At 40.1% G+C, this 21,078-nt stretch carries 18 protein-coding genes and 1 tRNA gene; 9 read left to right on the forward strand and 10 right to left on the reverse strand.

From position 1 onward, the window contains the following. Nucleotides 1–51 precede the first annotated feature (51 nt). Nucleotides 52–609 (forward strand): Panacea domain-containing protein, encoded by a 558-nt coding sequence (locus B9A18_RS14320; protein ID WP_084290011.1) that lies wholly within the window; start codon nt 52–54, stop codon nt 607–609. Then, nucleotides 590–1,723 carry a chromate efflux transporter gene (gene chrA, locus B9A18_RS14325; RefSeq protein ID WP_084290012.1) on the forward strand — a complete coding sequence of 378 codons (1,134 nt, stop codon included), beginning with the start codon at nt 590–592 and terminating at the stop codon, nt 1,721–1,723. Before B9A18_RS14320 ends, chrA begins: the two co-directional genes overlap by 20 nt. Nucleotides 1,724–1,744: 21 nt before the next feature. Here chrA and B9A18_RS14330 read toward each other — a convergent pair whose 3' ends face one another. The 4 genes from B9A18_RS14330 to B9A18_RS14345 all read right to left on the reverse strand — a co-directional run bounded on the left by B9A18_RS14330 (nt 1,745) and on the right by B9A18_RS14345 (nt 11,120). Continuing rightward, nucleotides 1,745–2,647, reverse strand: a complete 903-nt coding sequence (locus tag B9A18_RS14330; RefSeq protein WP_084290110.1) for a PorP/SprF family type IX secretion system membrane protein — start codon at nt 2,645–2,647, stop codon at nt 1,745–1,747. A 20-nt stretch (nt 2,648–2,667) separates the two neighbouring features. Further along, nucleotides 2,668–3,426 (reverse strand): T9SS type B sorting domain-containing protein, encoded by a 759-nt coding sequence (locus tag B9A18_RS14335; protein ID WP_084290013.1) that lies wholly within the window; start codon nt 3,424–3,426, stop codon nt 2,668–2,670. Nucleotides 3,427–3,439: 13 nt separating this feature from the next. Then, a complete protein-coding gene (locus B9A18_RS14340) occupies nt 3,440–6,166 on the reverse strand; it encodes a tail fiber domain-containing protein (protein WP_159452667.1) in 2,727 nt (908 codons plus the stop codon). Nucleotides 6,167–6,239: 73 nt separating this feature from the next. Continuing rightward, nucleotides 6,240–11,120, reverse strand: a complete 4,881-nt coding sequence (locus tag B9A18_RS14345) for a beta strand repeat-containing protein (protein ID WP_084290015.1) — start codon at nt 11,118–11,120, stop codon at nt 6,240–6,242. Between the two features lie 481 nt (nt 11,121–11,601). Here B9A18_RS14345 and B9A18_RS14350 point away from each other — a divergent pair, with 481 nt between their 5' ends. The 4 genes from B9A18_RS14350 to B9A18_RS14360 all read left to right on the forward strand — a co-directional run bounded on the left by B9A18_RS14350 (nt 11,602) and on the right by B9A18_RS14360 (nt 13,653). Further along, on the forward strand, nt 11,602–12,168 hold the full coding sequence (locus B9A18_RS14350; protein WP_084290016.1) for a Crp/Fnr family transcriptional regulator: 567 nt from the start codon (nt 11,602–11,604) through the stop codon (nt 12,166–12,168). 64 nt (nt 12,169–12,232) lie between these two features. Beyond that, nucleotides 12,233–12,829, forward strand: coding sequence for an NAD(P)H-dependent oxidoreductase (locus B9A18_RS14355; protein ID WP_084290017.1), 597 nt, complete (start codon nt 12,233–12,235; stop codon nt 12,827–12,829). Between the two features lie 104 nt (nt 12,830–12,933). Next, nucleotides 12,934–13,110 (forward strand): hypothetical protein, encoded by a 177-nt coding sequence (locus B9A18_RS25310; protein ID WP_200816365.1) that lies wholly within the window; start codon nt 12,934–12,936, stop codon nt 13,108–13,110. A gap of 33 nt (nt 13,111–13,143) precedes the next feature. Further along, nucleotides 13,144–13,653 carry an SRPBCC family protein gene (locus tag B9A18_RS14360; protein ID WP_084290018.1) on the forward strand — a complete coding sequence of 170 codons (510 nt, stop codon included), beginning with the start codon at nt 13,144–13,146 and terminating at the stop codon, nt 13,651–13,653. A 53-nt stretch (nt 13,654–13,706) separates the two neighbouring features. Here B9A18_RS14360 and B9A18_RS14365 read toward each other — a convergent pair whose 3' ends face one another. The 3 genes from B9A18_RS14365 to B9A18_RS14375 are packed head-to-tail and all read right to left on the reverse strand — an operon-like array spanning nt 13,707 to nt 14,966. Further along, nucleotides 13,707–14,108, reverse strand: a complete 402-nt coding sequence (locus tag B9A18_RS14365; RefSeq protein WP_084290019.1) for a VOC family protein — start codon at nt 14,106–14,108, stop codon at nt 13,707–13,709. Nucleotides 14,109–14,130: 22 nt separating this feature from the next. After that, nucleotides 14,131–14,520 (reverse strand): DoxX family protein, encoded by a 390-nt coding sequence (locus B9A18_RS14370; protein WP_084290020.1) that lies wholly within the window; start codon nt 14,518–14,520, stop codon nt 14,131–14,133. A gap of 23 nt (nt 14,521–14,543) precedes the next feature. After that, nucleotides 14,544–14,966: an SRPBCC family protein gene (locus B9A18_RS14375; RefSeq protein WP_084290021.1), complete on the reverse strand. Its 423-nt coding sequence runs from the start codon at nt 14,964–14,966 to the stop codon at nt 14,544–14,546. A 139-nt stretch (nt 14,967–15,105) separates the two neighbouring features. On the opposite strand from B9A18_RS14375, the gene B9A18_RS14380 reads away from it, so the two are divergent. The 3 genes from B9A18_RS14380 (at nt 15,106) to B9A18_RS14390 (ending at nt 18,671) form a co-directional block, all read left to right on the forward strand. Continuing rightward, the gene (locus tag B9A18_RS14380) at nt 15,106–16,083 is read left to right on the forward strand and encodes a GlxA family transcriptional regulator (RefSeq protein ID WP_084290022.1); all 978 of its coding nucleotides are present in this window, start codon (nt 15,106–15,108) and stop codon (nt 16,081–16,083) included. Between the two features lie 223 nt (nt 16,084–16,306). Further along, nucleotides 16,307–17,920, forward strand: coding sequence for a sensor histidine kinase (locus tag B9A18_RS14385; protein ID WP_084290111.1), 1,614 nt, complete (start codon nt 16,307–16,309; stop codon nt 17,918–17,920). Nucleotides 17,921–17,924: 4 nt separating this feature from the next. Continuing rightward, nucleotides 17,925–18,671: a LytR/AlgR family response regulator transcription factor gene (locus tag B9A18_RS14390; protein WP_084290023.1), complete on the forward strand. Its 747-nt coding sequence runs from the start codon at nt 17,925–17,927 to the stop codon at nt 18,669–18,671. A 277-nt stretch (nt 18,672–18,948) separates the two neighbouring features. Here the strand turns inward: B9A18_RS14390 and B9A18_RS14395 are convergent, their stop codons facing one another. The 3 genes from B9A18_RS14395 to B9A18_RS14405 all read right to left on the reverse strand — a co-directional run bounded on the left by B9A18_RS14395 (nt 18,949) and on the right by B9A18_RS14405 (nt 21,078). Next, a complete protein-coding gene (locus tag B9A18_RS14395) occupies nt 18,949–19,953 on the reverse strand; it encodes a PDDEXK nuclease domain-containing protein (RefSeq protein ID WP_084290024.1) in 1,005 nt (334 codons plus the stop codon). Nucleotides 19,954–20,204: 251 nt separating this feature from the next. After that, nucleotides 20,205–20,288, reverse strand: a tRNA-Leu gene (locus tag B9A18_RS14400). 22 nt (nt 20,289–20,310) lie between these two features. Beyond that, the gene (locus B9A18_RS14405; protein WP_084290025.1) at nt 20,311–21,078 is read right to left on the reverse strand and encodes an MBL fold metallo-hydrolase; all 768 of its coding nucleotides are present in this window, start codon (nt 21,076–21,078) and stop codon (nt 20,311–20,313) included.

A 21,078-nucleotide genomic window follows, 5' to 3' on the forward strand; every position in this document is an offset into this window, starting at 1 on the left:
AACCTTTGATGTAAAGGTACTTTTTTTAGTAGAATTTATTATCTTCATGGTATGCAAGGATTTAACGTAAACAAAACCAAGACACTTAATGCCGCCCTGTATGTTCTAAACCATTTGGGTGAGACAGACTCCCATAAGATTTTTAAAATTTTATACTTTGCTGATCAGGAGCACCTTAAACAGTTCGGAAGGCCCATCACTGGTGACAGCTATCAGGCGACAAAACTTGGTCCTGTTCCATCTTTTCTTTATGGCCTATTTAAGGCTGCTGAAAAAGGTGTTCATCCTTTTGCCGAAGCCATTGAAATGTTTACAGCCTTCTCTGTTAGCCGGAAAGATAATATTCCTCATATCCAGGCAACAAAAGCGGCGGATATTAATGAGCTTGCAGAAACCGATCTGGAAGTAATCACTAATTCTATAAAAGCCAACAAGGAACTGAGTTTCGCAGAACTGGTTATAAAATCACATGATATTGCATGGATTAATGCTGCTAAAAAGCACGACACTGAAATATCCTATATAGATATGGCAATTGCAGCAAATACCAGTCATGTGATGATCAACCATATAGTCCTTAATGCCGAGAATGAATGCTCTAAAAATTAAGCAAACACCATTAATAGCAATAGCAAAACTGTTTCTTAAACTAGGTTGTATTGGCTTTGGTGGCCCTGCAGTGCATATCGCCATGATGGAAGAAGAGGTGGTGCGAAAACGCAAATGGTTTTCTCACGAATACTTTCTGGACCTTGTAAGCGCAACCAATCTGATACCGGGGCCCAATTCAACGGAAATGACCATGCATATTGGTCATGAAAGAGCGGGCTGGAAAGGTCTCGTTGTAGCAGGTCTGTGCTTTATTTTTCCCGCAGTAATCATTACCGCCATATTTGCCTGGGCATACCAGCAATATGGAAAGCTACCGGAGGTTACTCCATTTATTTACGGCATCAAACCGGCCATAATAGCTGTAATTGTTGCCATGATGATCTCCCTGGGAAAAAAAGCACTAAAGACGATAGAACTGGGTATCATTGGAGTGATTGCAGCGGTACTGGCATGGTATGGGATCAACGAAATTTATATACTTTTTGGCGGAGGTTTAGCCGGCATTTTAATCCATTTGGCTAAGTCCCGACAATCATTGAACAGCTTTGCCCCATTTTTACTATTCCAGGCCAGCATATTTTCATCTGATTCCTTCAACTGGAAGCTGTTTTGGATTTTTCTTAAAATAGGTGCCATCCTATACGGAAGTGGCTATGTCCTATTTGCCTTTCTAAATACGGAACTGGTGAGTACAGGACTGCTGAGCAAACAGGAATTGATTGATGCCATTGCTGTAGGTCAGTTTACCCCCGGGCCAGTTTTTTCATCCGCCACTTTCATTGGTTGGCAAATCGCCGGTTTGCCGGGAGCAATAGCCGCAACAATAGGCATATTCCTTCCTTCATTTTTATTCGTATCCTTTCTTAACCCCTTGATACCAAAACTGCGAAAATCCAAAATCATGTCGGCATTTTTAGACACCGTAAATATTGTATCAGTAGCCCTCATTTTGGTTGTTTGCGCAGATATGGCTAAAACCTCCATCGCAGATTGGAAAACGATCCTGATTGCTATGCTGGGCTTCGCTATTACTTTGAAATTCAAAAAGCTGAACAGCGCGTTTATTGTACTGGGAGGTTCCCTGCTCGGCTACCTGCTATGGCTGATTTAACAGCCACCCATTAACAATATTTTATTTCTCTGGTTTAAACAGGTTGATTTTTAAGTTCAGCTCAAAATCACCACCGGTACGCATGCGATCTCCGGCAAGCTGACTGGTGTAAAAACATTGTATAAAGTACTTATCGTAGTTTACGCCTACACCAAAAACGGAACTCTTATCACTGCGATACATCCCCATGAAAGAAAGGATATTGTTTTCCAACTTCAGGTTTGTACCCACATCCCAGATACTTTCGATGTCTTTAGCTCCCCTGAAACTGATTTTAGGTTCTATAGACACCACATCCAGTGATGTTCCGATCTTGTACGACATGGCAGCAAAATAAGTTGAGCCATCAATCATATTCAACTCATCCTTCTGCAAGAATTTCGAGAGGTTAGGTAATGCCCCCTGGATGGTAAATCTTTCGTTGGTATAAGCAATACCGAAATCGCCATCAATAAAAGGCTTACGCTGGTTAAAGCGCTGAGCCAGGGCGTCATCCGGTTCAGCAATAATGTTATTATTGTCCAGGTTTTCCTTCATCACACCCAGGGAAAGGCCGAAATGCAGGTTTTTATTTTCTCCGTTCAATGGCAGGTGATAAGCATAACTACCCATTACACGGGTACGCCCGATCAGTCCGGCTTTATCATTGTAAACCGTAAGCCCTACCCCTACTTTTTCAAAGCGGTAATCGCCACTAAAAGCCATGGTAACCGGAGAACCCGGAATAGTACGCCATTGATTGCGGTAACTGAGATTTACATTCAACCCCTCGCCCATCCCTGCAAAGGCAGGATTACTCATATATTGATTTTCGTAATATTGCGTACCTAACGGTCTGATTTGTGCCGATGCCGGAAGCGCAATTGCCAATGCGCCACAAATACCAAGCGCAGCAAATAACACCATATTCATTCTATTCTTCATTGCCAATTTCTTCATTTTATTTATTCCCTAACGATTGAGATAAACCCTGCCTTTTTAGCCTTTCCTGAATCGAAATACAGGACATAGTAATAACTATCCTCCGATAATGGACTTCCGTTAAACATGCCACCCCATGTGTTGTCGTACCCAATCATATCGAAAACCAACCGGCCATCCCGATCATAAATCTTCAACTCATTGTTAGGATACAAATGGATGTTTTTAACAATCCAGGTATCATTCACACCATCACCATTCGGGGTGATCATGTTATTAGCCAGCAACTCTGTATAAGGAGCTACACCCGAAGATTCCATGCTTACCGCAGTTAAATCAGAAAAAGTAATCGGATCTGTAAAAAGCTGACCAACATATCGTGCCAAAGGGTCGACCACACTTTCTTTTATCAGTGTAAAATCCTTATAGTTATTACTGGTTGCTTTTGAATAGGCCAACACTAAGTTTTTAGCGTCATTTCCATTAAGTTCCACGTTCTCATAGTTCAAAGCCAGCTCCCCCTGAAAATTCGCCGCTCTACTGAAACGATAGACCCGCTGGATGCTATTGAACTTCGGCCAGATGACGGTCTGCAGCTGTTTATTGATGCTCAGGTTGTTCATCCCCCAATCCTTGGATGGAACCAACGTTAAGCCTTCCGTATGGAACACTGTTCCTTCAAGAACGAACATCCCTTCAGCGCCAATGTTAAGCTGCGCCTTTACATCGCCGCCGGCAAACAGTGAAAAGCCAATAAAAATCGATATAATGAGTTTTTTCATTTCGCCTAATCTTTTAATTCATTTTTTTCAGGATACTATTGATTTGTTCCTGTTGCTTATCCATGCGGATTTTCAATGCATCAATTTCTTTCTGTTGTTCTTTTACGGCCTGGATCAGCATACCGGTAAGCTGGGTATAGTCGACCTTCAGGTAGCCGTCTTTTCCTTTGGTTACCATCTCTGGATACACCTTTTGAAGCTCCTGAGCGATTACCCCTATTTTTATACCTGTCGCGTATTTAGTTTGATCTTTATATTCGAAGCTTACTCCCCTGATCTGATCAATTTTTTGCAAAACAGTAGTTAGTGTTTCAATATGCGTTTTCAGGTTTCTATCTGATGGTGTATAAAAATTTCCGTTGATCGTTGCATCCTGTCCGAAGCTTGCATTCCCCTGCGTATCGAAACTTAGGCCTTGTCCAGCAGCGCCATTACTACTTATAGAATATGTTGAAAGTTTAAGGTTTGCAGCAGCTTCGTGGTTACCAAGATTATCTTTACCGGCTGCAGCTGCAGCAATAACGCCTGCATCTACATATTTTTTTGTCGCGGCATCCGGGTCTGCGGTAGGCTCGGCAAGGCTCGTAATTTTAAAATTAGTTGTTCCGTCACCCATCACCATATTTGCTGTTGCCGCACCAAAATCACTTACCGGTATAGTATTTTTAAGCACACCAGTTGCTTTATTTAAGGCGTCGCCAATAAAAATATGATCTGTTGATAATGTTAACAGGCCGGGAGTTGATATCTGGGTATCCACATAATTCTTAGTTGCTGCATCTTGTGCAAGGAGCGGATCCTTCAGGAAACTGATATTGAATTGGCTTACCGCATCCCCCATATTTACGTTCTCTGTAGCTTTACCGAAACCGCTCAAAGGCACCTGAATTTTCGGTGTTGCCGTTGCTTTCCCTGTGCTGTTACCCACAAACATATTCGCGCTAGGTAGGGCGAGTATTGATGAAGGCGTAGCAAAAAGACCATCGACATACTTTTTGTTCGCAGCATCAGTTTCCGCCAATGGGTCGCCAATGTTTGTCAATAAAAAACCAGCAAGTGAAATATCAGCAGCAGGGTCTTTGAAACCACTCAATGAAATGGTATTTTTTGCGATACCCGTAGCTTTTCCGGTGGCATCACCTATCATAAAAAGATCAGTACCCAGATTAATACTGGCTGGATCAAAGGTTTTAGTATCGATGTAATTTTTGGTAACGGCATCCTGAGCATCTACTGGATTAGCCAGCCCGGTGATTTTAAAACCTCCTGCGGCAATATCGGCAGTAGGTGCGCCAAATCCTGTCAGTGACACTGTATTTTTCAATACAGCAGCTGCTTTTCCGGCTACATCGCCGACAAGGAGATTTCCTGTTGGCAATAGAATATTCGCAGCATTAACTTGTTTTCCATCCACATAAGCCTTAGTTGCCGCGTCCTGGGCTGAAGTAGGGTCAGCCATATTCGTAATCTTGAAGTTGGTTACCGGTGTTCCGCCTCCCATTGACACGTTGGCTCCTGCTTTATCGAAGCCACTGATTGGAATGAGACTCTTCAATACCCCTATCGCTTTGTTGGAACTGTTACCAACCAGCAAATTGTTATTGGCTAAAACCATGGAACCAGGAGTAGACACTAAAGCGTCTACGTAGCCCTTTGTCGCTGCATCTGAATTAGCAGAAGGATTGGCAAGGTTAATGATTTTAAAATTTGTAGTGGCATCTCCCATGGATACATTGTCCAGGGGAATACCGAAGCCACTCAAGGGTATGTTTGCTTTATCTAGTTTCTCGTCTGTAATAGCAAGTGGCTGAATGGTCAGCTTACCGATATTGGTGATGGTTGCATCTCCTGTTAGTGCGACAGATACTGGTGTATTGGAAGCATTACCAACGAAGATCTGGCCGTTACGCAATATGTTATTGATCGACATCCAGACTGTACCATTATAAACATACAGTTTGTGGTCTGATATGTTATAGAACAAATCGCCTTCCTTAACACTTACCTTAGAAGGGTCAGGGTTAATATTGGCGCTAGGGGTAGAACCATTGGTAGAAAGTTCTAGCCATAGGGCACCATTGTAGATGTAAGTTTTATTGTCATCCTTATTCAGGAACATCTCTCCCGCTTTTGCAGGATTCGGGAATTGATCCACTGTTCCGGAGGCAATTACTCCACCTCCAACAGGCACCCAGCCATCGGCTGTGTAAGCGTATAGTTTTTTCTCAGTAACGTTGTAGAAAAGATCACCCGCCTTGGGCGCAAGCGGCATTTCACCCTCAGTTCCGGATTTAAATCCTCGAATGTCTTTATCGATACTAATAATAGCGGAGTTTAGTACTGCTATTTTTAGCGCCTCATTAACAAACTCAGGATCATTTGTCACCATTGGATATCCATTCTCTGTTGGACGAAATAAAGTACCTGTTGCATACATTGCTGGAGCTATGTTCCATTCCTCCAGCGCACCAGAAATATAGGTAACATCCACAGTTATACTGGATCCTTGAACCGGAGCAGTAATTTTATCTATTCTAAATATTCGTCCATCTACATCGCTGATCATATCACCGGCAACAATATCATTAGCGGTATGAATAAACGTCATATCGGTAAATACCCCTTCGATAGAATAATTAGAAGCTGGAGACGTTGGTGTCTCACTTGCACCACTAATATAAAACCTTCCATTGAGCCGTGACTGAGCCCTGCTATTATAACTAAACAGCATTAATAACATCACTAATATTATATATTGGATTGGCCTCATCTGATTTTTACTAGAACAAAAATGATTTAGTCATTTAGGTATTTTAAAAACTCATTGTGAATACAAATTTCTTGGGAATCGTCATAATGGATTTCAAAGAATTATTACCAAAATCTGGTAACGAATATGTATATGAAAGATTAAGCAATAAATTCCTTATAACACCTGCGGTACTTCTGTCCCACAAGAAAACCGACATAGGCATTATCCAAGTTGATTCATCACTAGTATTTATATTCATATTGGCGTATACTACATCAATATTCATATATAATGGTGCGTTCCCCCCTGCTGGCCCTCCTAAAAATTCCGTATCGCCCAAGATTTGAAATGATAGTAGCGTTACTCCATCAGGAACACCAAATTCTATACGATTGTTAAACCCAGATGCTGACCCGTCAGATTTACTTCCAGCTTTAAGTTGAACTGTAACACCCGGACCGGTTGCTTTAACTGTTACACGGTTATTTCCACTAGGATGATACGTTTGAATGCTACCACCACCACTGCCACCACCAGTTGCCGGAGCAACCCATTTTGCAGTTCCATCAGCGTTAGCCGTCAAAACCTTCGTCGCATCTGCCGCAGCTACTACCGGATATTGATCCAGCTTAGCCTTATCGGCCGCTGGCATTACACCTGCAACAAGTGTTGTAGCTGATGGAATAGTAGCAGAAGTTCCAGTCAGCGCTCCTGAAGTAGAAGTAATCACACCATTTGTCGCTGATGACGTATAGCCTAAATTAGTTGCCACAGCAGCACCGCCACCTGATCCGTTTGCAACAGCTGTAATTCTTCCCTTCGCATCAACGGTAACGTTAGCTGAGGTATAGCTTCCTGCAGTAACACCAGAATTAGCTAATGCTAAAGTAGGATTAGCTGCAACACCATCTCCGTTGGTTACTGTAATCTCATTTGCTGTACCTGCAATACTACGTGATGTAGTCGCAGTAGCAGAGGTGCGGACTAAAATTCCATTAGCAGTAACACCTGCGAGACCGGCAGCAGTACCAGTTACATTACCTGTAACGTTACCTGTCACATTCCCCGTAACATTACCAGTTAAAGGACCATTAAAATTTGCAGAAATGTTTCCAGATGCATCTCTTTTAACAATCGTACTAGGTGTAGCCACGTTGGTAGCTGCGTTCGCTGCCACTGTAGCTGTATTGATTGCAGCGGCCGTAGAGCCACCTACTGTCGCTACCTTAGGCACATCAGCGGTATTACTTAAATCACCAGCAAGCATTACAATACCTTTTGTAGTCGTCGTTGCAGGTGAGCCTCCTCCAGATACCATCCCATCGGCATAATCTTTCATCGCCTTTACTGAGGGATACTTTGTTGTAGAACTGGCATCACCAGCAATGTTATTACTGATGTTTGCAATATTCTGTTTCAGATCAAGCGCCGTTTGGGTTGCCGTACTGATTGGTTTTAATAAATCACTTGTATTGTCTACATTATTAAGAACCAGATCAGTTTTTACCTGAGTAGGTGTTTTTTGTCCAATTGAAGTAGCTGTAGCAGCGTATAAATAACTTCCAGGAGTTAAGGAATTCAGTCCCGTACCACCATTAGCCACGCCAACTGTTCCACTTAAGGAAGTTGCAGTTGATGCATTACCAATCAGGTTACCGGTAATAGTCCCAACAGTGAAATTACCTAAGGCATCTCTTTTTACAATCGTATTTGGTGTATTATTAGAAGTAGCAGCATTTGCAAGAATCTCCCCTGCATTAATATTAGTTGCAGTAGAACCGCCAACCAACAACACCTTAGGTACTGTAGCGGTTCCTCCCAGATCCCCCGCCAATTGTAAAATACCTTTTCCGGTAGTACTTGCATCAGGTGAACCTGCGGCAGACAAAGCATCGACATAAGTCTTAACCGCTTTTACAGAAGGGTATTTGGTATCTGAAGCACCATCAGTGCTGATGCTTATACTTTTATTTATTTTATCCTCTTTAGCCGTTAAAGCTGTGGCAGTAGCCGTACTCACCGGCTTACCCATATCACTGGTATTGTCAACATTAGGCAGGCCTATATTTGTCTTGGTCAATACCACATCAGGTCCAGCCACTCCGTTTACCGTTTGTACCGCGGTACCCGTTGGCGTTAAAATTTCTTTCCAGTTAGCCAAAACAGAAGCAGGCGTAGCACCTAGAACAAAACTCTTACTAATGTCAGTCCGGATAACCGTACTACCTACCTGCGCACCGCTTAATGCGAGCATAGCTGCCTCAGTACTAAAAACATTAACAGATGCGAAGGATAGTGAAGGAATTTGTGTTACAGGAATTTTTCCCGTAGCATCTAATGTAGCAACTCCATTCACTGCTGCTTTTTCAGTAAGATTTATCTTTTTATCTAACTCTGCCTGTGTTGCAGTACTAATTGGTTTTAGCAAATCACTAACATTACTTACGTTATCCAGTCCCAAATCTACCTTTACCTCCGTTGGTGTTCTTTGCTGCAAAGTAGTACCTGATGCTGCACTAATAAAGTTTCCTGCAGTATAACTGGTCATCCCCGTACCACCTCTTACAGCCTGCAGATTTGTGATTAGCGGTTCTTTTAAAGCAAGTCCCGGCACTGTTGGTGCTGAAGCAACACCCGACAGATCTCCGGCAAGCTGTATTTTACCAATTATGGTTGTTGTAGCATCCGGCACGCCGCCAGCACCGATAACGGCATCATTTACTTTTTTATCTACATAGGTTTTAGTCGCTTTTTCCGATGGATAGTTGGTATCCGAATTTGCAGAAAACGTACCATCTGTAATTTTATTAGCCTTATCTTCTTTCAGATCTAAAGCAGTCTGCGTTGCCGTACTTACAGGCTTTGCAGCATCAGAAGTATTATTAACCAGATCCAGACCTAAAGCTTCTTTTACTTGCTGAGGAGTCCTTTCCTGTAGCGTAGTCGCATCTAAAGCGTTGATGAAGTTTCCAGGCGTGTAGGCAGTAATTCCGGTTCCGCCATTAGGAACCATCACAGTTCCGCTAACAGAACCTGCTGTGGTTGCTGTAGTTGCATTTCCATTTAAGTTACCTGTTACTGTACCTACTTCTATATTGCCAAGCCCATCTCTCATCACGATGGTTCCCGTTATATTTTGAGGGGTCGCCGCATTAGCCAGATCAACTCCTGTTTTAATATCACTTGCGATTGCCCCACCTACTGCTTTTACAACCGGAGCATCAGCTGTACCAGCAAGATCGCCTGATAGCATGATTCTTCCTTTAACAGCAGTTGTTGCATCTACCACACCTGCTTTTGAATCAACATATGTTTTAACTGCATTTACAGTTGGGTATTTTACATTTGAAGTTGCATCTAAAACCAGATCAGTACTTTTATTGGCTTTATCCTCTTTAGCATCCAAAGCGGTTTGAGTAGCCGTACTAACCGGCTTATCCAGATCCTTTGTATTCTCTACTTCACCCAGACCTAAATTTAATCTGGCATCAGCAGCGTTATTAGCGCCAGTACCACCATTTGCAATGGCAACAACCCCGGTAACATTAGTTGCAGTTCCTGAAATATTTCCCGTGACAGTACCAGTCAATGTAGGATTATTAATGGTAGGGCCATCAGCCAGCACAACATCTCCTGTTCCTGTTGTTGATGCTGCTTTTATTGCACCAGCCTCACCTTTTAAAATACCGGTAATGGTAGTACCTAACGTAATTCCAGGTGTGGTTGTCGCGTTCGTTACTGTACCTGTAAATCCATTTGCCGGCATAACACTCACAGAAGTTACGCTTCCGCTACCTGTTCCACCACCGCTGCCGGTACCATTTTCGATTTCAGTGATTCGTCCGTTTGCATCCACAGTCACATTTGCAGAAGTATATTTTCCGGGCGTTACACCAGTTGTTGAAAGACCCAATGGGCTTGCGAGTGTACCATTTCCTGTTAAGGTAGCATTGTGTTGAACTGCAGTCAGTCCGCCGGTTCCACCACCGCCACCGCCAAGTAATCCGGCAAGGTCAACATGACTATTTCTAGGCCCTGAAATGGAAAGCACTGTTCCGGCAAGACTTAGTGACTGATTAAGGTCATTCAGACTTACTGAATTCCCGCCTTTAATACCTAAATTATAGTTTGCATCGAAACTCAGACTTAATTCTCCGGCGCCTGCACCTAATTTATCATCTACATACTTTTTAGTTGCCGCGTCCTGGTTATTTGTTGGATTTGCAAGGTTGGTAAGTCTAAAGCCCCCCATTGCAATATTTTTAAGTGGAGCGCCAAATCCACTTAATGGGATCATCAGCTTATTAAGATCTGCGTTTTCAATTGCGCCATCAACAATTTTAGCAGAGGTTACTGCATGATCAGCAAGATCAAGCACAAGATCTGTCAATACTGCGTCTTTACCATTTTTAATATCTATGGTTCCGCCAGAGGTAACGGTTTTTCCGCCACCAGGCACCGAATTCCCCGAATCGCCCTTATCTCCTTTTGGTCCGACTAATAATATTCCATTAGAAGGCCAGCTTCCTGAAACTTTTGGTCCGAATAAAGTCGTGTTTGTTAGGTTAAGATAAAAATCTCCATCCTTTCCTATTCCGGTTGAAGGTGCCGAATTTCCACTTAGAATGGTATTTCCACTCGTGCCGCTACCGCCGGAAGTCAAATCACTTTTGTTGGCCAGCTTTTGCCACTGTCCATTACTATAAAAATAAAACCCTGGGGAATCATTTGTTTGATAGATCAATAAACCATTGGCGGGGTTATTGATATCACTACGTTGTACAAATGACATTCTTGGGATAAGCAAACCTTTAGAAGTAGAGAGTATTTCTAATTGAGCGCTCGCATCCGGAGTGCTTGTGCCTATTCCTACCTGAGCTTTTGCACTAAATGCAAATAGCAACCCAATAAACACGGCAAAATGCTTAACTGTTTTATTCATGAAATTATTCTATTTAGATAGAGTTGTTATATACGTTAAAATAAATTGGGGATATCCCGCCGATAAACACAGGATTAAATCAAAAAACAAATTAGCCAGGACGCTATGAATTTCTTACCACACTGAAATGTTGGTTAGAAACCAGATTGAGCCTATATTTGAAGAGTTGGCGATAATTTTTCACGATTAGAAACATATTATTTTAAACAATAGTGGAAACCAGATCACTCGCTTCATCGGGTCATAGGCTAACCCTTTAATGCGAATAATCGTCAATTATGGCAAAGCTACCATTCAATAATGGAATATTCTTGTATCAAAAGTAAAATAATTGTGAAATTAAGCAACCAAATAATTCAATTAATTAACATACAGACACTTATGTTAATTTTATATTGAATATAAAATTCATTAATAAAGGACAAAAAAACATCTTATTTTCGACTGTGTTTAAAACCTATCAAAAACAGCCATTAATCTAATGATCAAAGCATTCCTAACCTCATTTCAGGTATTAACTTCTGACGAAATTTCGCAATTTGAAAGCCTTCTCGTTAAAAGACATTTAAAAAAAGGAGCATTTTTTATTAGCGAGGGAAAATTCAGCAAAGAAGTAGCCTTTATTAACACTGGTATACTCCGATCCTTTTACACAACGGAGTCCGGAGAGGAAATGACTTATTGCATCAGCTTCCCCAACGCGCTGATGACCGCCTACTCTGCATTTATTACAGGTATGCCAACCATAGAGAACATTCAAGCTATAGCGGACTCCGAGTTGCTTATCATCCAAAAACACGATATTGACAAGCTACAGGAAAGCAGCCCTAACTGGATTCGATTCTCTAAAATCATCGCCGAGTTGCAGTACCTGGAGCTGGAGAAAAGACTCTTCGTATTTCAAAAAGACAAAGCGAAAAAGAGATATATTGATTTATTAGAAAATCAACCGGACTATGTTCAACAGATCCCATTACAATACCTTGCCTCCTATCTTGGGATTACTCCACGTCACCTTAGCCGCTTAAGAAAAGAAATTCAATATTAGACAAATGTCCTGTAAGTCGGGATGAACAGCAGATACCTTTGTCCCGACATTAAATCAGGACAATATGCAAAGCCCAGGAAACAAAAAGAACATATTAATTATTAACGGGCACCCGAACAAGGACAGCTTCTGCTACGCCCTGGCCACAGCTTATCAGGAAGCAGCTATGCAAAGCGGTGCATCAGTAACAACACTTAATATTGCGGAGCTGAACTTCGATCCTAACCTGCAATATGGTTATACCAAACGTATGGAACTGGAACCCGACCTGCTTGCCAGTCTGGATAAAATAAAACATGCGGATCATTTAGTTTGGGTACATCCCGTTTGGTGGGGCGGCTTCCCGGCAATCATGAAAGGCTTTATCGACAGGTTATTTCTTCCAGGACTAACCTATAAATACAGAGAGAATTCATTGTGGTGGGATAAGCTTCTGGTTGGAAAAACTGCAAGGATCATCACCACGATTGATCAGCCTGCCTGGTATTACCGATTGGTTTATGGCAACCCCAGCATCAACCAACTAAAAAAAAGCACACTGGAATTCTGTGGAATAAAACCAGTAAAGGTTACCGCTATCGGGATTATCAAAACAGCAGATCCGGCGAAAAGGGCATCATGGTTGAATAAGGTAAGTTTGTTGGGGAGCAAACACAAATAGTTATTTGAAAGAAAACTTATTCCTCATCAGCTGTGTTATACTCCAACCAGATTTACGACCAGATCAAATATTAATCGAGATCAGTACATGTTAATACTACAGCCATGAATAAATTCTTCAGAGCAATCATCGCCGCATGGGGTGCAAAAAAACTAGGCGGGGGTTGCCTTTCGACCATCATTATATTCATCGTAATTTATATGTTGCTGGGTAAATGTAACAATGGTACACGTGCCGCACATCAAAACCAGCAAGTAAAACCTGTAGCAGCTGGCAGATAAAAATGAAAAAACAAGCATCAAATATCATCAAAAATGGAGAACAATTTATTCATGGACTTTTCTGTAGATAAGGAAAACCATTCTATCAAAGTAGAAAGAGAATTTGCAGCAGCATTACCAAAAGTTTGGGATGCCTATACTAAAAGTGAATACCTGGATCAGTGGTGGGCACCAAAACCATGGAAAGCCAAAACGAAATCAATGGATTTCAGACCTGGCGGCCGTTGGATGTATGCCATGGTTGGTCCCGAAGGTGAAGAGCATTGGGCAGTTATGGATTACCTCACTATACAGGATCAAAAAGGTTATACCGCTGTAGATGCATTTGCAGATTCAGAAGGTAATATCAACACAGAACTTCCGCAGTCTAAATGGGACGCGTCCTTCGAAACAAAAGGAGAAAATACCTTAGTAACTTCTGTAGTTGTTTACGAAGACCTGGCTCAGCTGGAAGCGATCCTGCAGATGGGCATGAAAGAAGGATTAACTATGGCTATGGAAGGACTAGATGAGTTGTTAGTTGCTCAAAAGATTAAAGTATAAAAAACACACGGGCTTGCAACAAAAACAAGCCCGTGTTACATCCCTAAGCTTTTCTAAACACCTAATATCCAACTCACATCAAAAGCATCAGTTACTTCAATTAGCTTTTGGTCATCATCATTCTTTGCAAAAAAATCCTTTTTATCAAATGCCAGTTTTTCAACAAGTTCTTTTCTATCATGGATATTTTTACAGTGCAAAAAAATAGAAATATAATTCCCGATTTTTCTTCCTTCGTTGTGTACCAGATCCGAACCGTGAATAATTATCCTGTCAGAAACCAGCGATCCACTAACAACAGGCATTTCCGTGTAACCAAGTAGCTCTTTTTCAAAAGTTTCAAATTGTAATCCCCCTCCAAAACAGGTTTGGTAAAAGCTGAGCGCTTTTTTACAATTCCCCGAAAATGTGATGAAAATCGCACTTATTAATTTGTGATGATTATGCGCAACCATAGTCGTATAATTCTGCAAATGTTTACGCCTTGCTGAATTCTAATGTTGGCTGAATTCTACTGTTATAAAGATAAGAAACGGCGAGGATACCCAACACCACCAGTGGCAATAACATATACACCATGTTTTTATCTACACAGGCATGGCTGATAAAGGCAAAGATTAAGTTAAATGTAAGCCCTGCATAGGCCCATTCCTTTAGCTTAGCAGGTGTTTTAGCATAAGCAATAGCAAAAACGCCCAGTACTTTACAAATGATCAGTGTGTAGGCAAAATAATCTGGATAGCCCAAAGGTTTTGTGCCTGCAGTCACATATTCTGGTGAAAATAATAGGGTACCAAGTGGCATTACGCCCTCCCAAAGTACGATGATGGCAGTTGCCACCCAAAAGATTACTTTATTTGTCTTCATAATATTAAAATAGATAGGGTTGATTAATTAGTTGATTCGATATATTTCACAAAGTTGTTCAGGATCGCTTGCCATCCTTGTTTCTGAAATTCAGGGTCATTCTCTGTTTCAGCGTCAAATGTGGTTGCTATAGTGGTTTTGCCATTTTGCTCTGCAAACAAAGTAGTGGCTCTTCTTCCATCACCCATGGTGTAGGTAATTTCCTGATGTAATTCCACTTTATCATACGTGCCTTCAAAGTCAAAACCGAAGCTGCCATCTTTGGCTTCCATTCTATGCTTAAACTTACCACCCACGGTGAGATCGTTTTCACTACTTGGGCTATGCCAGCTTGGGTCGGCGGCGTTCCATTGCATAATGTCGCCTGGTGTGTTCCAAGCCTTCCAAACTTTTGCTACGGGAACATGGGTTGCTGCTTCTACCGTAATTCTTGTTATCTGTGCCATTGTATTTTTTCTTTTATTTAATTTACTATTCAAAGATACATTGCGGCATAAAATCAGGCCTGTTGTAAAAACGACAACTTTAGGGGTGAATTATGACAATAAGTATTTCGTAGATTAGTAGCTTAATCTTATAATTGATATGCGAATTTCAATCTTTGTACCTGAGTATGGGGTAATTGAAGCGATTACGCCGCCGTTTAGAAGCTTTCATACTGCCAATGATTTTTTAAGCACATTTGGTAAAAAGCCAATTTTTAACGTAGAGTATGTGGGTTTAAACGAGTATGTGCCAGCCAACAATGGAGAGTACACGATAAAAACCAATAGGTTGCTCAAAGATGTTACTGAAACAGACTTATTGATTATACCACCTACATTTGGCGATACCACCAAAGGAATAGAGGCCAATGCGGAAGCTATACCCTATTTTAAAAAGCTATATGAAAATGGGTCAAGTCTTGCCAGCTTGTGTATCGGGGCTTTTCTTTTAGCCGAGACAGGTTTACTCAATGGTAAGAAATGCTCTACACATTGGGCTCATATTACTGATTTTAAAGAAAGATATCCGGAGGTAGAAGTAGAAGACGGAGCTATAATAACAGAACACGATAACATTTACAGTAGCGGAGGGGCAAGCAGTTTATGGAATTTAATATTATACCTGATTGAAAAGTTTGCTGACAGAGAAACAGCGGTAATGATTTCAAAATATTTTGCTTTAGATATCGGGAGAGATAACCAATCCCAGTTTGCTATATTCAAAGGTCAAAGAAATCATGGTGATGCGGAAATTCAAAAAGTACAGGATCATATTGAAAAACACTATGAAGATAAAATAACCATAGAAACGTTAGCAAATTTAATCAATACGGGTCGTAGAACATTTGAAAGGAGATTTAAAGAGGCCACCAACAATACATCCATGGAGTACATACAAAGAGTAAGAATAGAAGCTGCCAAAAAGTTTTTTGAAGCATCAAGAAAGAATATATCAGAAATCATGTTTGATGTAGGCTATACGGATACGAAAGCATTTAGAGATACATTTAAAAAGATTACAGGGCTTACCCCAATTGAGTATAGGAATAAGTTTGCAAGGCTGGCATACGAGGTATAACACCTTCAACTACCGATTAGGTATTCTACTCCAAAGTACTTATTTAAGATAGCAAATCTTCCGAGTAATATTAAAATATGATTTTAATATTACTCGGTCTTTTGGCAATATTCGAATACTGCACAAAACAACACATCTACTATTTCAAACGCGGCCTTTCCTGTTTTATGGTTTTAGTTTTGCTATTATTGCTACAAGTTTGATGAAAATTAAACTTACCATTATGAAAAAGATAATCCTTACATTTCTCAGCTTCTTTATTGCGCTATCTACGGTAAATGCACAAAAAGGCATCAACTTTTCTCGCAACTACGCTGCGGGAGGAAAAATGCTCATGTGTGTAGACAGTTCAGCCAAAAATGTCTTTTATGCCAGTGTATTTCCAAATCAACCTCATACAGCCTTCAGTTTCTTACCCGAAGTCCATAATGTAAGTATCCAAATCTATTTCAGAAAGACAGACAGTCCACAGCACTATCGGTACACAATTTTGGAGAATAACAAACCGATAGCGGTAAACAAGTCGATCGACATAGCGCAGCTGAAAGATGCCAACGCGGGGGACGAAGAACTATTCCGCTCTACCACTTTTGGCATCTTCCCTATAAAAGATAAAATCATTACAATAATAACTTATGACATCCAAAAGCCTCTGGATGTTTACAAAACTGTGTTTTACGGGAAGCCTATTCCGAGAGCGAAAATTCAAGGTTTTTCAAAGCGCTTCAAAACTGACAAAGGCGTTGATTATAGCTGGATCACCGACCCAAAAGACAGAACAAAGCTTACTTTCACTGAAAAGGACGATGAACTAACCATTGTTAAAGACAAATCAGATATTGATTATCTCTACCATACCTCAATAAAAGACAAGCAAACCAGTAAAATAGTCTTTGAATCCACTGCCTGGAAATATGGTGGCATAGTTGAAGAACATCAGTTATTACCTTATATAAATATCGACAAAAGCATTTTTAAAAAATCGGGAGATTATGAAATTATTATTCAGCCATTGATTAAATGGACTGGATGCATGGATTGCGACATCTCACCAAAAGATATAGAAAAATATATAACCAGACATACACTTTCTATAACTTTAGATGAAGAAAACTATACCAAAAAAGAACTTTTAATCTATACGCTTATCGTAGCATTGTCTATTGGATTAGCCTTTCTTGTTATCCTTTACTTTACCAAAAAAAGAAACAAAAAAATCCTGACAGAAAAAGAGCAGCAAAAAAACACTGCAAAGCTCCAACTTAACTCAATTCGTTCCCAGTTAAACCCTCATTTTCTGTTTAATGCACTCTCTGGCATTCAAAACTTGATGAACAAAAACGAAATAGACAATGCCAACAAATATCTTTCTAAGTTTGCCCGGTTAACTCGCAACGTACTTGATGATAAAGAACTGATTAGTTTATCACAAGAAAAAACTTTATTAGACGATTACCTACAAATGGAGCAATTGCGGTTCGGCTTTAAGTACGAAATTAACTGCTCTGAAAACTTAGATTTAGATAACATAGAAATACCAAGTATGCTGCTACAACCTTTTGTAGAAAATGCCGTGAGGCATGGCATATCGCAAAAAGCTAGCCATGAAAAAATTATAATCACATTTATTAAGCAAGCAAATGATTTGGTCTTAACTGTTACCGATAATGGAAATGGATTTGACACAGAAAAAAAGAGCAATGGTTTGGGTCTTCAATTAAGTAACAGCAGAATAGCACTATTAAATAGCATTTATAAAAAGAACCGCTTTACTTTAGCTATGCAATCAACCACTAACGGCACTAAAATAAGCTTAACATTAACCGATTGGCTATAATATCATGAGGGCAATTTTAATAGATGACGAAATTTCCAACTTAGAAAACCTACGGACTTTGTTAGAAAAGCACTGTCCGCAGGTAACTATAATGGCAACAGCGCAAAATGTAAGTGATGCAGTTGATGCTATTGAAAAATATTTACCTCATTTAGTGTTTCTGGATATTCAAATGGGCGAGCAAACAGGTTTTGATGTACTAAAACTGCTTCCAATGCGTAATTTCGAAGTTATTTTTGTTACCGCTTACGATCAATATGGTATAAAAGCTGTAAAATTTGCCGCCTTAGATTATCTTTTAAAACCCATTGATATTGAAGAATTGATAAATGCAGTAAATAAAGCCCAATATAAATTGGCAACACAAATACAAACTTCGCAGCTGGATTTTTTACTGCAGCAACTAAAAAAGCCAGAAACGAACGTTAGCAAAATTGCCCTACAGATGCAAAGCGAAATAAGGTATGTTACTTTATCTGAAATTATACGCTGCGAGGCAGACAATACTTATACCCACTTCTTCCTTTCGGGTAATGAAAAAATATTGGTTTCTAAATCACTTAAAGAATATGCAGATTTACTGCGCCCCAGCGGATTTTTAAGAACTCACCAAAGCCATTTAATAAATCCAAAATATGTAAAAAGCTGGTTAAAAGAAGACGGTGGCGTTCTACTCTTAATGTCTGGAGAAAAAATACCCATTTCTAAGCCCAACAAGGACACTGTAAAACAAGCCTTGCAACAGCTTTAAGCGACCTCCATGATAACTTACTGAAAACCAATAAAAAAGGGTTGCTTTTTAACGAGCAACCCTTTAAAAAATCAGAAATGAATCTGGTTAGTACCGATCAGCAGGAATACTTTGAGCATTTAAATCGCTTTTTATTGCTTATAGAGCCTATAATCGAGGATTTGGAGAGGAAAAAGTTCATTTAAACAGTCGTCAAAAATAAAGGTGATTTTGCATTGGATCACCTTGACCAGATTATAATAGAACAAAAAACTTGGTAAATATGGGAACCAGTCTTTTAACTATTAAAAAGGTTAAGTTTTACCTTTTCCCGTTCTATTTCTGCAATCAATTCTTCTTCTGTAGGCAGATAGGGCATGTATTTAGTAGCAAAAAGTCTGGGATTATCGTTGATCACAGAATACTTAACTACTGTTTCACTTTTTTCAGTACAAAGAATAATACCTATTGTTGGATTATCACCTTCCGGTTTTTTTAGATCATCAAACATTCGTCTATACATGTCCATTTGACCGACATGCTGATGGGTAAGTTTCCCAGCTTTTAGATCAATTAAAACGAAACATTTAAGTAAATAATTATAAAACACCAAATCAATATAGAAATGATCTATCTCCGTACTAATTCGAAATTGCCTACCCACAAAAGAAAAGCCCTTTCCTAACTCAAGCAAAAATTGCTGCAAGTTCTCTATTAATGCTGTTTCTATTTCAGACTCGTTTGCAGTTGCAGGTTGTTCAATGTTTAGAAACTCAAAGATGTAGGGGTCTTTAATAAAATCTTCAGGTCGTTGTTTTTGTAATATCTTACTATCCTCTTGATTTATAGTTTTATCATTCGAAGACAGTAGCCTATGATAATAGAAAGTATTAATATTACGCTCCAGAGTTCGAACACTCCAGTTTTGTTCAGCTGCTTCGTTTAAATAAAATCCTCTTGCGACCTCATTTTCAACTCTCATGATTAACCTGTTATGACTCCAAGTCAATTTGCTACACAGTGTGTAGCAAATCTCACTATCACGATAGGTGAGATAAAATTGACGAAAATTACGCAAATTAGAGTAGGAAAAACCCTTGCCAAATTCAGTTGTCAAGGCTTTGGAAAGTTCTTTCAATATACCCTCTCCATAAACAGCTCTTTCTTCACCATGCTGTTCTTGCTCAACAATACGTTTTCCGATCAGCCAATATGCCTCAACCATTGCTGCGTTCACAGCAGCGTAAGCGTTTTGTCTGGCTGCAGCTAATATATCTCTGATTTCTTCAATATAGTTGGTCATACTTCAAATTTAAAGAAAACAATCGATGAGGCGCTAATACAGACGAAGAATCCAGAAATACATGTATTTATCATGATAAAACAAATCAAGCGAAATAATGCTTGCCGGATTAAAATAGTTCTAAACTAATCTGCTATTCCCCCTTTACCAGACTGAACCTTTATCAGGAATACTTTGAACAAGTCTGGAATAGCCTAGAACATCGATTTAGCATAAAAAAACCGGACTTTGAAATGTTCAAAGTCCGGTTGTACCCGAGAGCAGATTCGAACTGCCACGCCGTTGCCAGCACCAGCCCCTCAAGCTGGCGCGTCTACCAATTTCGCCACCCGGGTATTTTGTTCTGCAAATATAGATTTATTCAGATAATATCGTCAACCCATCATAGGCTAATTTTATATTCGCGGGTAAATCTTTTTCCACAGCCGCATGAAGTCCTAAATTATGACTAATGTGCGTGAAGTAAGTAGTCTCTGCTCCAACCTTTTGCGAAAACTCAATAGCTTCATCTAAAGTGAAATGCGAAACGTGTTGCTCGTGCTGCAAAGCATTAACAACAAGTATGCGACTCCCTTTTATTTTCTCTAATGTTTCATCCGCAATGGTTTTTGCATCAGTAATATAAGTAAAATCACCTATCCTGAACCCCAGAATAGGTAATTTATAATGCATGATTGGAAGTGGTATAATAGTAGAATTACCCACATTAAACGGCGCTTCATCCGTTATGGTATACAAATCTATCTGCGGTAAGCCCGGATAATGGGCCTCAGCAAAAATATAAGAGAACTCCTTTTTTAAAGCATGCTGTACCCGCTCAGTAGCATAAATATCAATGTTCTTTTTTAGGAGATAATTAAAGGGACGGATGTCATCCAGCCCTGCTACGTGATCTTTATGCTCGTGGGTAAATAGTATCGCATCAAGGTCTTGCACACCGGCACGCAGCATCTGGTACCTGAAATCAGGGCCACTGTCTATCACAATAGTCTTATCTTCAGTTTCTACCAATACAGAAACCCTCAGGCGTTTATCCCGATAGTCTGCAGACTGGCAAACTGCGCATTTACAAGTAATAACAGGGATTCCCTGCGATGTGCCCGTACCTAAAAATGTAACCTTCAA

The sequence above is a fragment of the Pedobacter nyackensis genome, from assembly GCF_900176505.1.
Taxonomy (GTDB): Bacteria; Bacteroidota; Bacteroidia; order Sphingobacteriales; family Sphingobacteriaceae; genus Pedobacter; species Pedobacter nyackensis.

Coding starts and splice junctions, on each gene's coding strand:
- B9A18_RS14320 (WP_084290011.1), top strand. CDS start 52: ATGCAAGGATTTAACGTAAACAAAACCAAGACACTTAATGCCGCCCTG.
- chrA (WP_084290012.1), top strand. CDS start 590: ATGAATGCTCTAAAAATTAAGCAAACACCATTAATAGCAATAGCAAAA.
- B9A18_RS14330 (WP_084290110.1), bottom strand. CDS start 2,647: ATGAAGAATAGAATGAATATGGTGTTATTTGCTGCGCTTGGTATTTGT.
- B9A18_RS14335 (WP_084290013.1), bottom strand. CDS start 3,426: ATGAAAAAACTCATTATATCGATTTTTATTGGCTTTTCACTGTTTGCC.
- B9A18_RS14340 (WP_159452667.1), bottom strand. CDS start 6,166: ATGTTATTAATGCTGTTTAGTTATAATAGCAGGGCTCAGTCACGGCTC.
- B9A18_RS14345 (WP_084290015.1), bottom strand. CDS start 11,120: ATGAATAAAACAGTTAAGCATTTTGCCGTGTTTATTGGGTTGCTATTT.
- B9A18_RS14350 (WP_084290016.1), top strand. CDS start 11,602: ATGATCAAAGCATTCCTAACCTCATTTCAGGTATTAACTTCTGACGAA.
- B9A18_RS14355 (WP_084290017.1), top strand. CDS start 12,233: ATGCAAAGCCCAGGAAACAAAAAGAACATATTAATTATTAACGGGCAC.
- B9A18_RS25310 (WP_200816365.1), top strand. CDS start 12,934: ATGAATAAATTCTTCAGAGCAATCATCGCCGCATGGGGTGCAAAAAAA.
- B9A18_RS14360 (WP_084290018.1), top strand. CDS start 13,144: ATGGAGAACAATTTATTCATGGACTTTTCTGTAGATAAGGAAAACCAT.
- B9A18_RS14365 (WP_084290019.1), bottom strand. CDS start 14,108: ATGGTTGCGCATAATCATCACAAATTAATAAGTGCGATTTTCATCACA.
- B9A18_RS14370 (WP_084290020.1), bottom strand. CDS start 14,520: ATGAAGACAAATAAAGTAATCTTTTGGGTGGCAACTGCCATCATCGTA.
- B9A18_RS14375 (WP_084290021.1), bottom strand. CDS start 14,966: ATGGCACAGATAACAAGAATTACGGTAGAAGCAGCAACCCATGTTCCC.
- B9A18_RS14380 (WP_084290022.1), top strand. CDS start 15,106: ATGCGAATTTCAATCTTTGTACCTGAGTATGGGGTAATTGAAGCGATT.
- B9A18_RS14385 (WP_084290111.1), top strand. CDS start 16,307: ATGAAAAAGATAATCCTTACATTTCTCAGCTTCTTTATTGCGCTATCT.
- B9A18_RS14390 (WP_084290023.1), top strand. CDS start 17,925: ATGAGGGCAATTTTAATAGATGACGAAATTTCCAACTTAGAAAACCTA.
- B9A18_RS14395 (WP_084290024.1), bottom strand. CDS start 19,953: ATGACCAACTATATTGAAGAAATCAGAGATATATTAGCTGCAGCCAGA.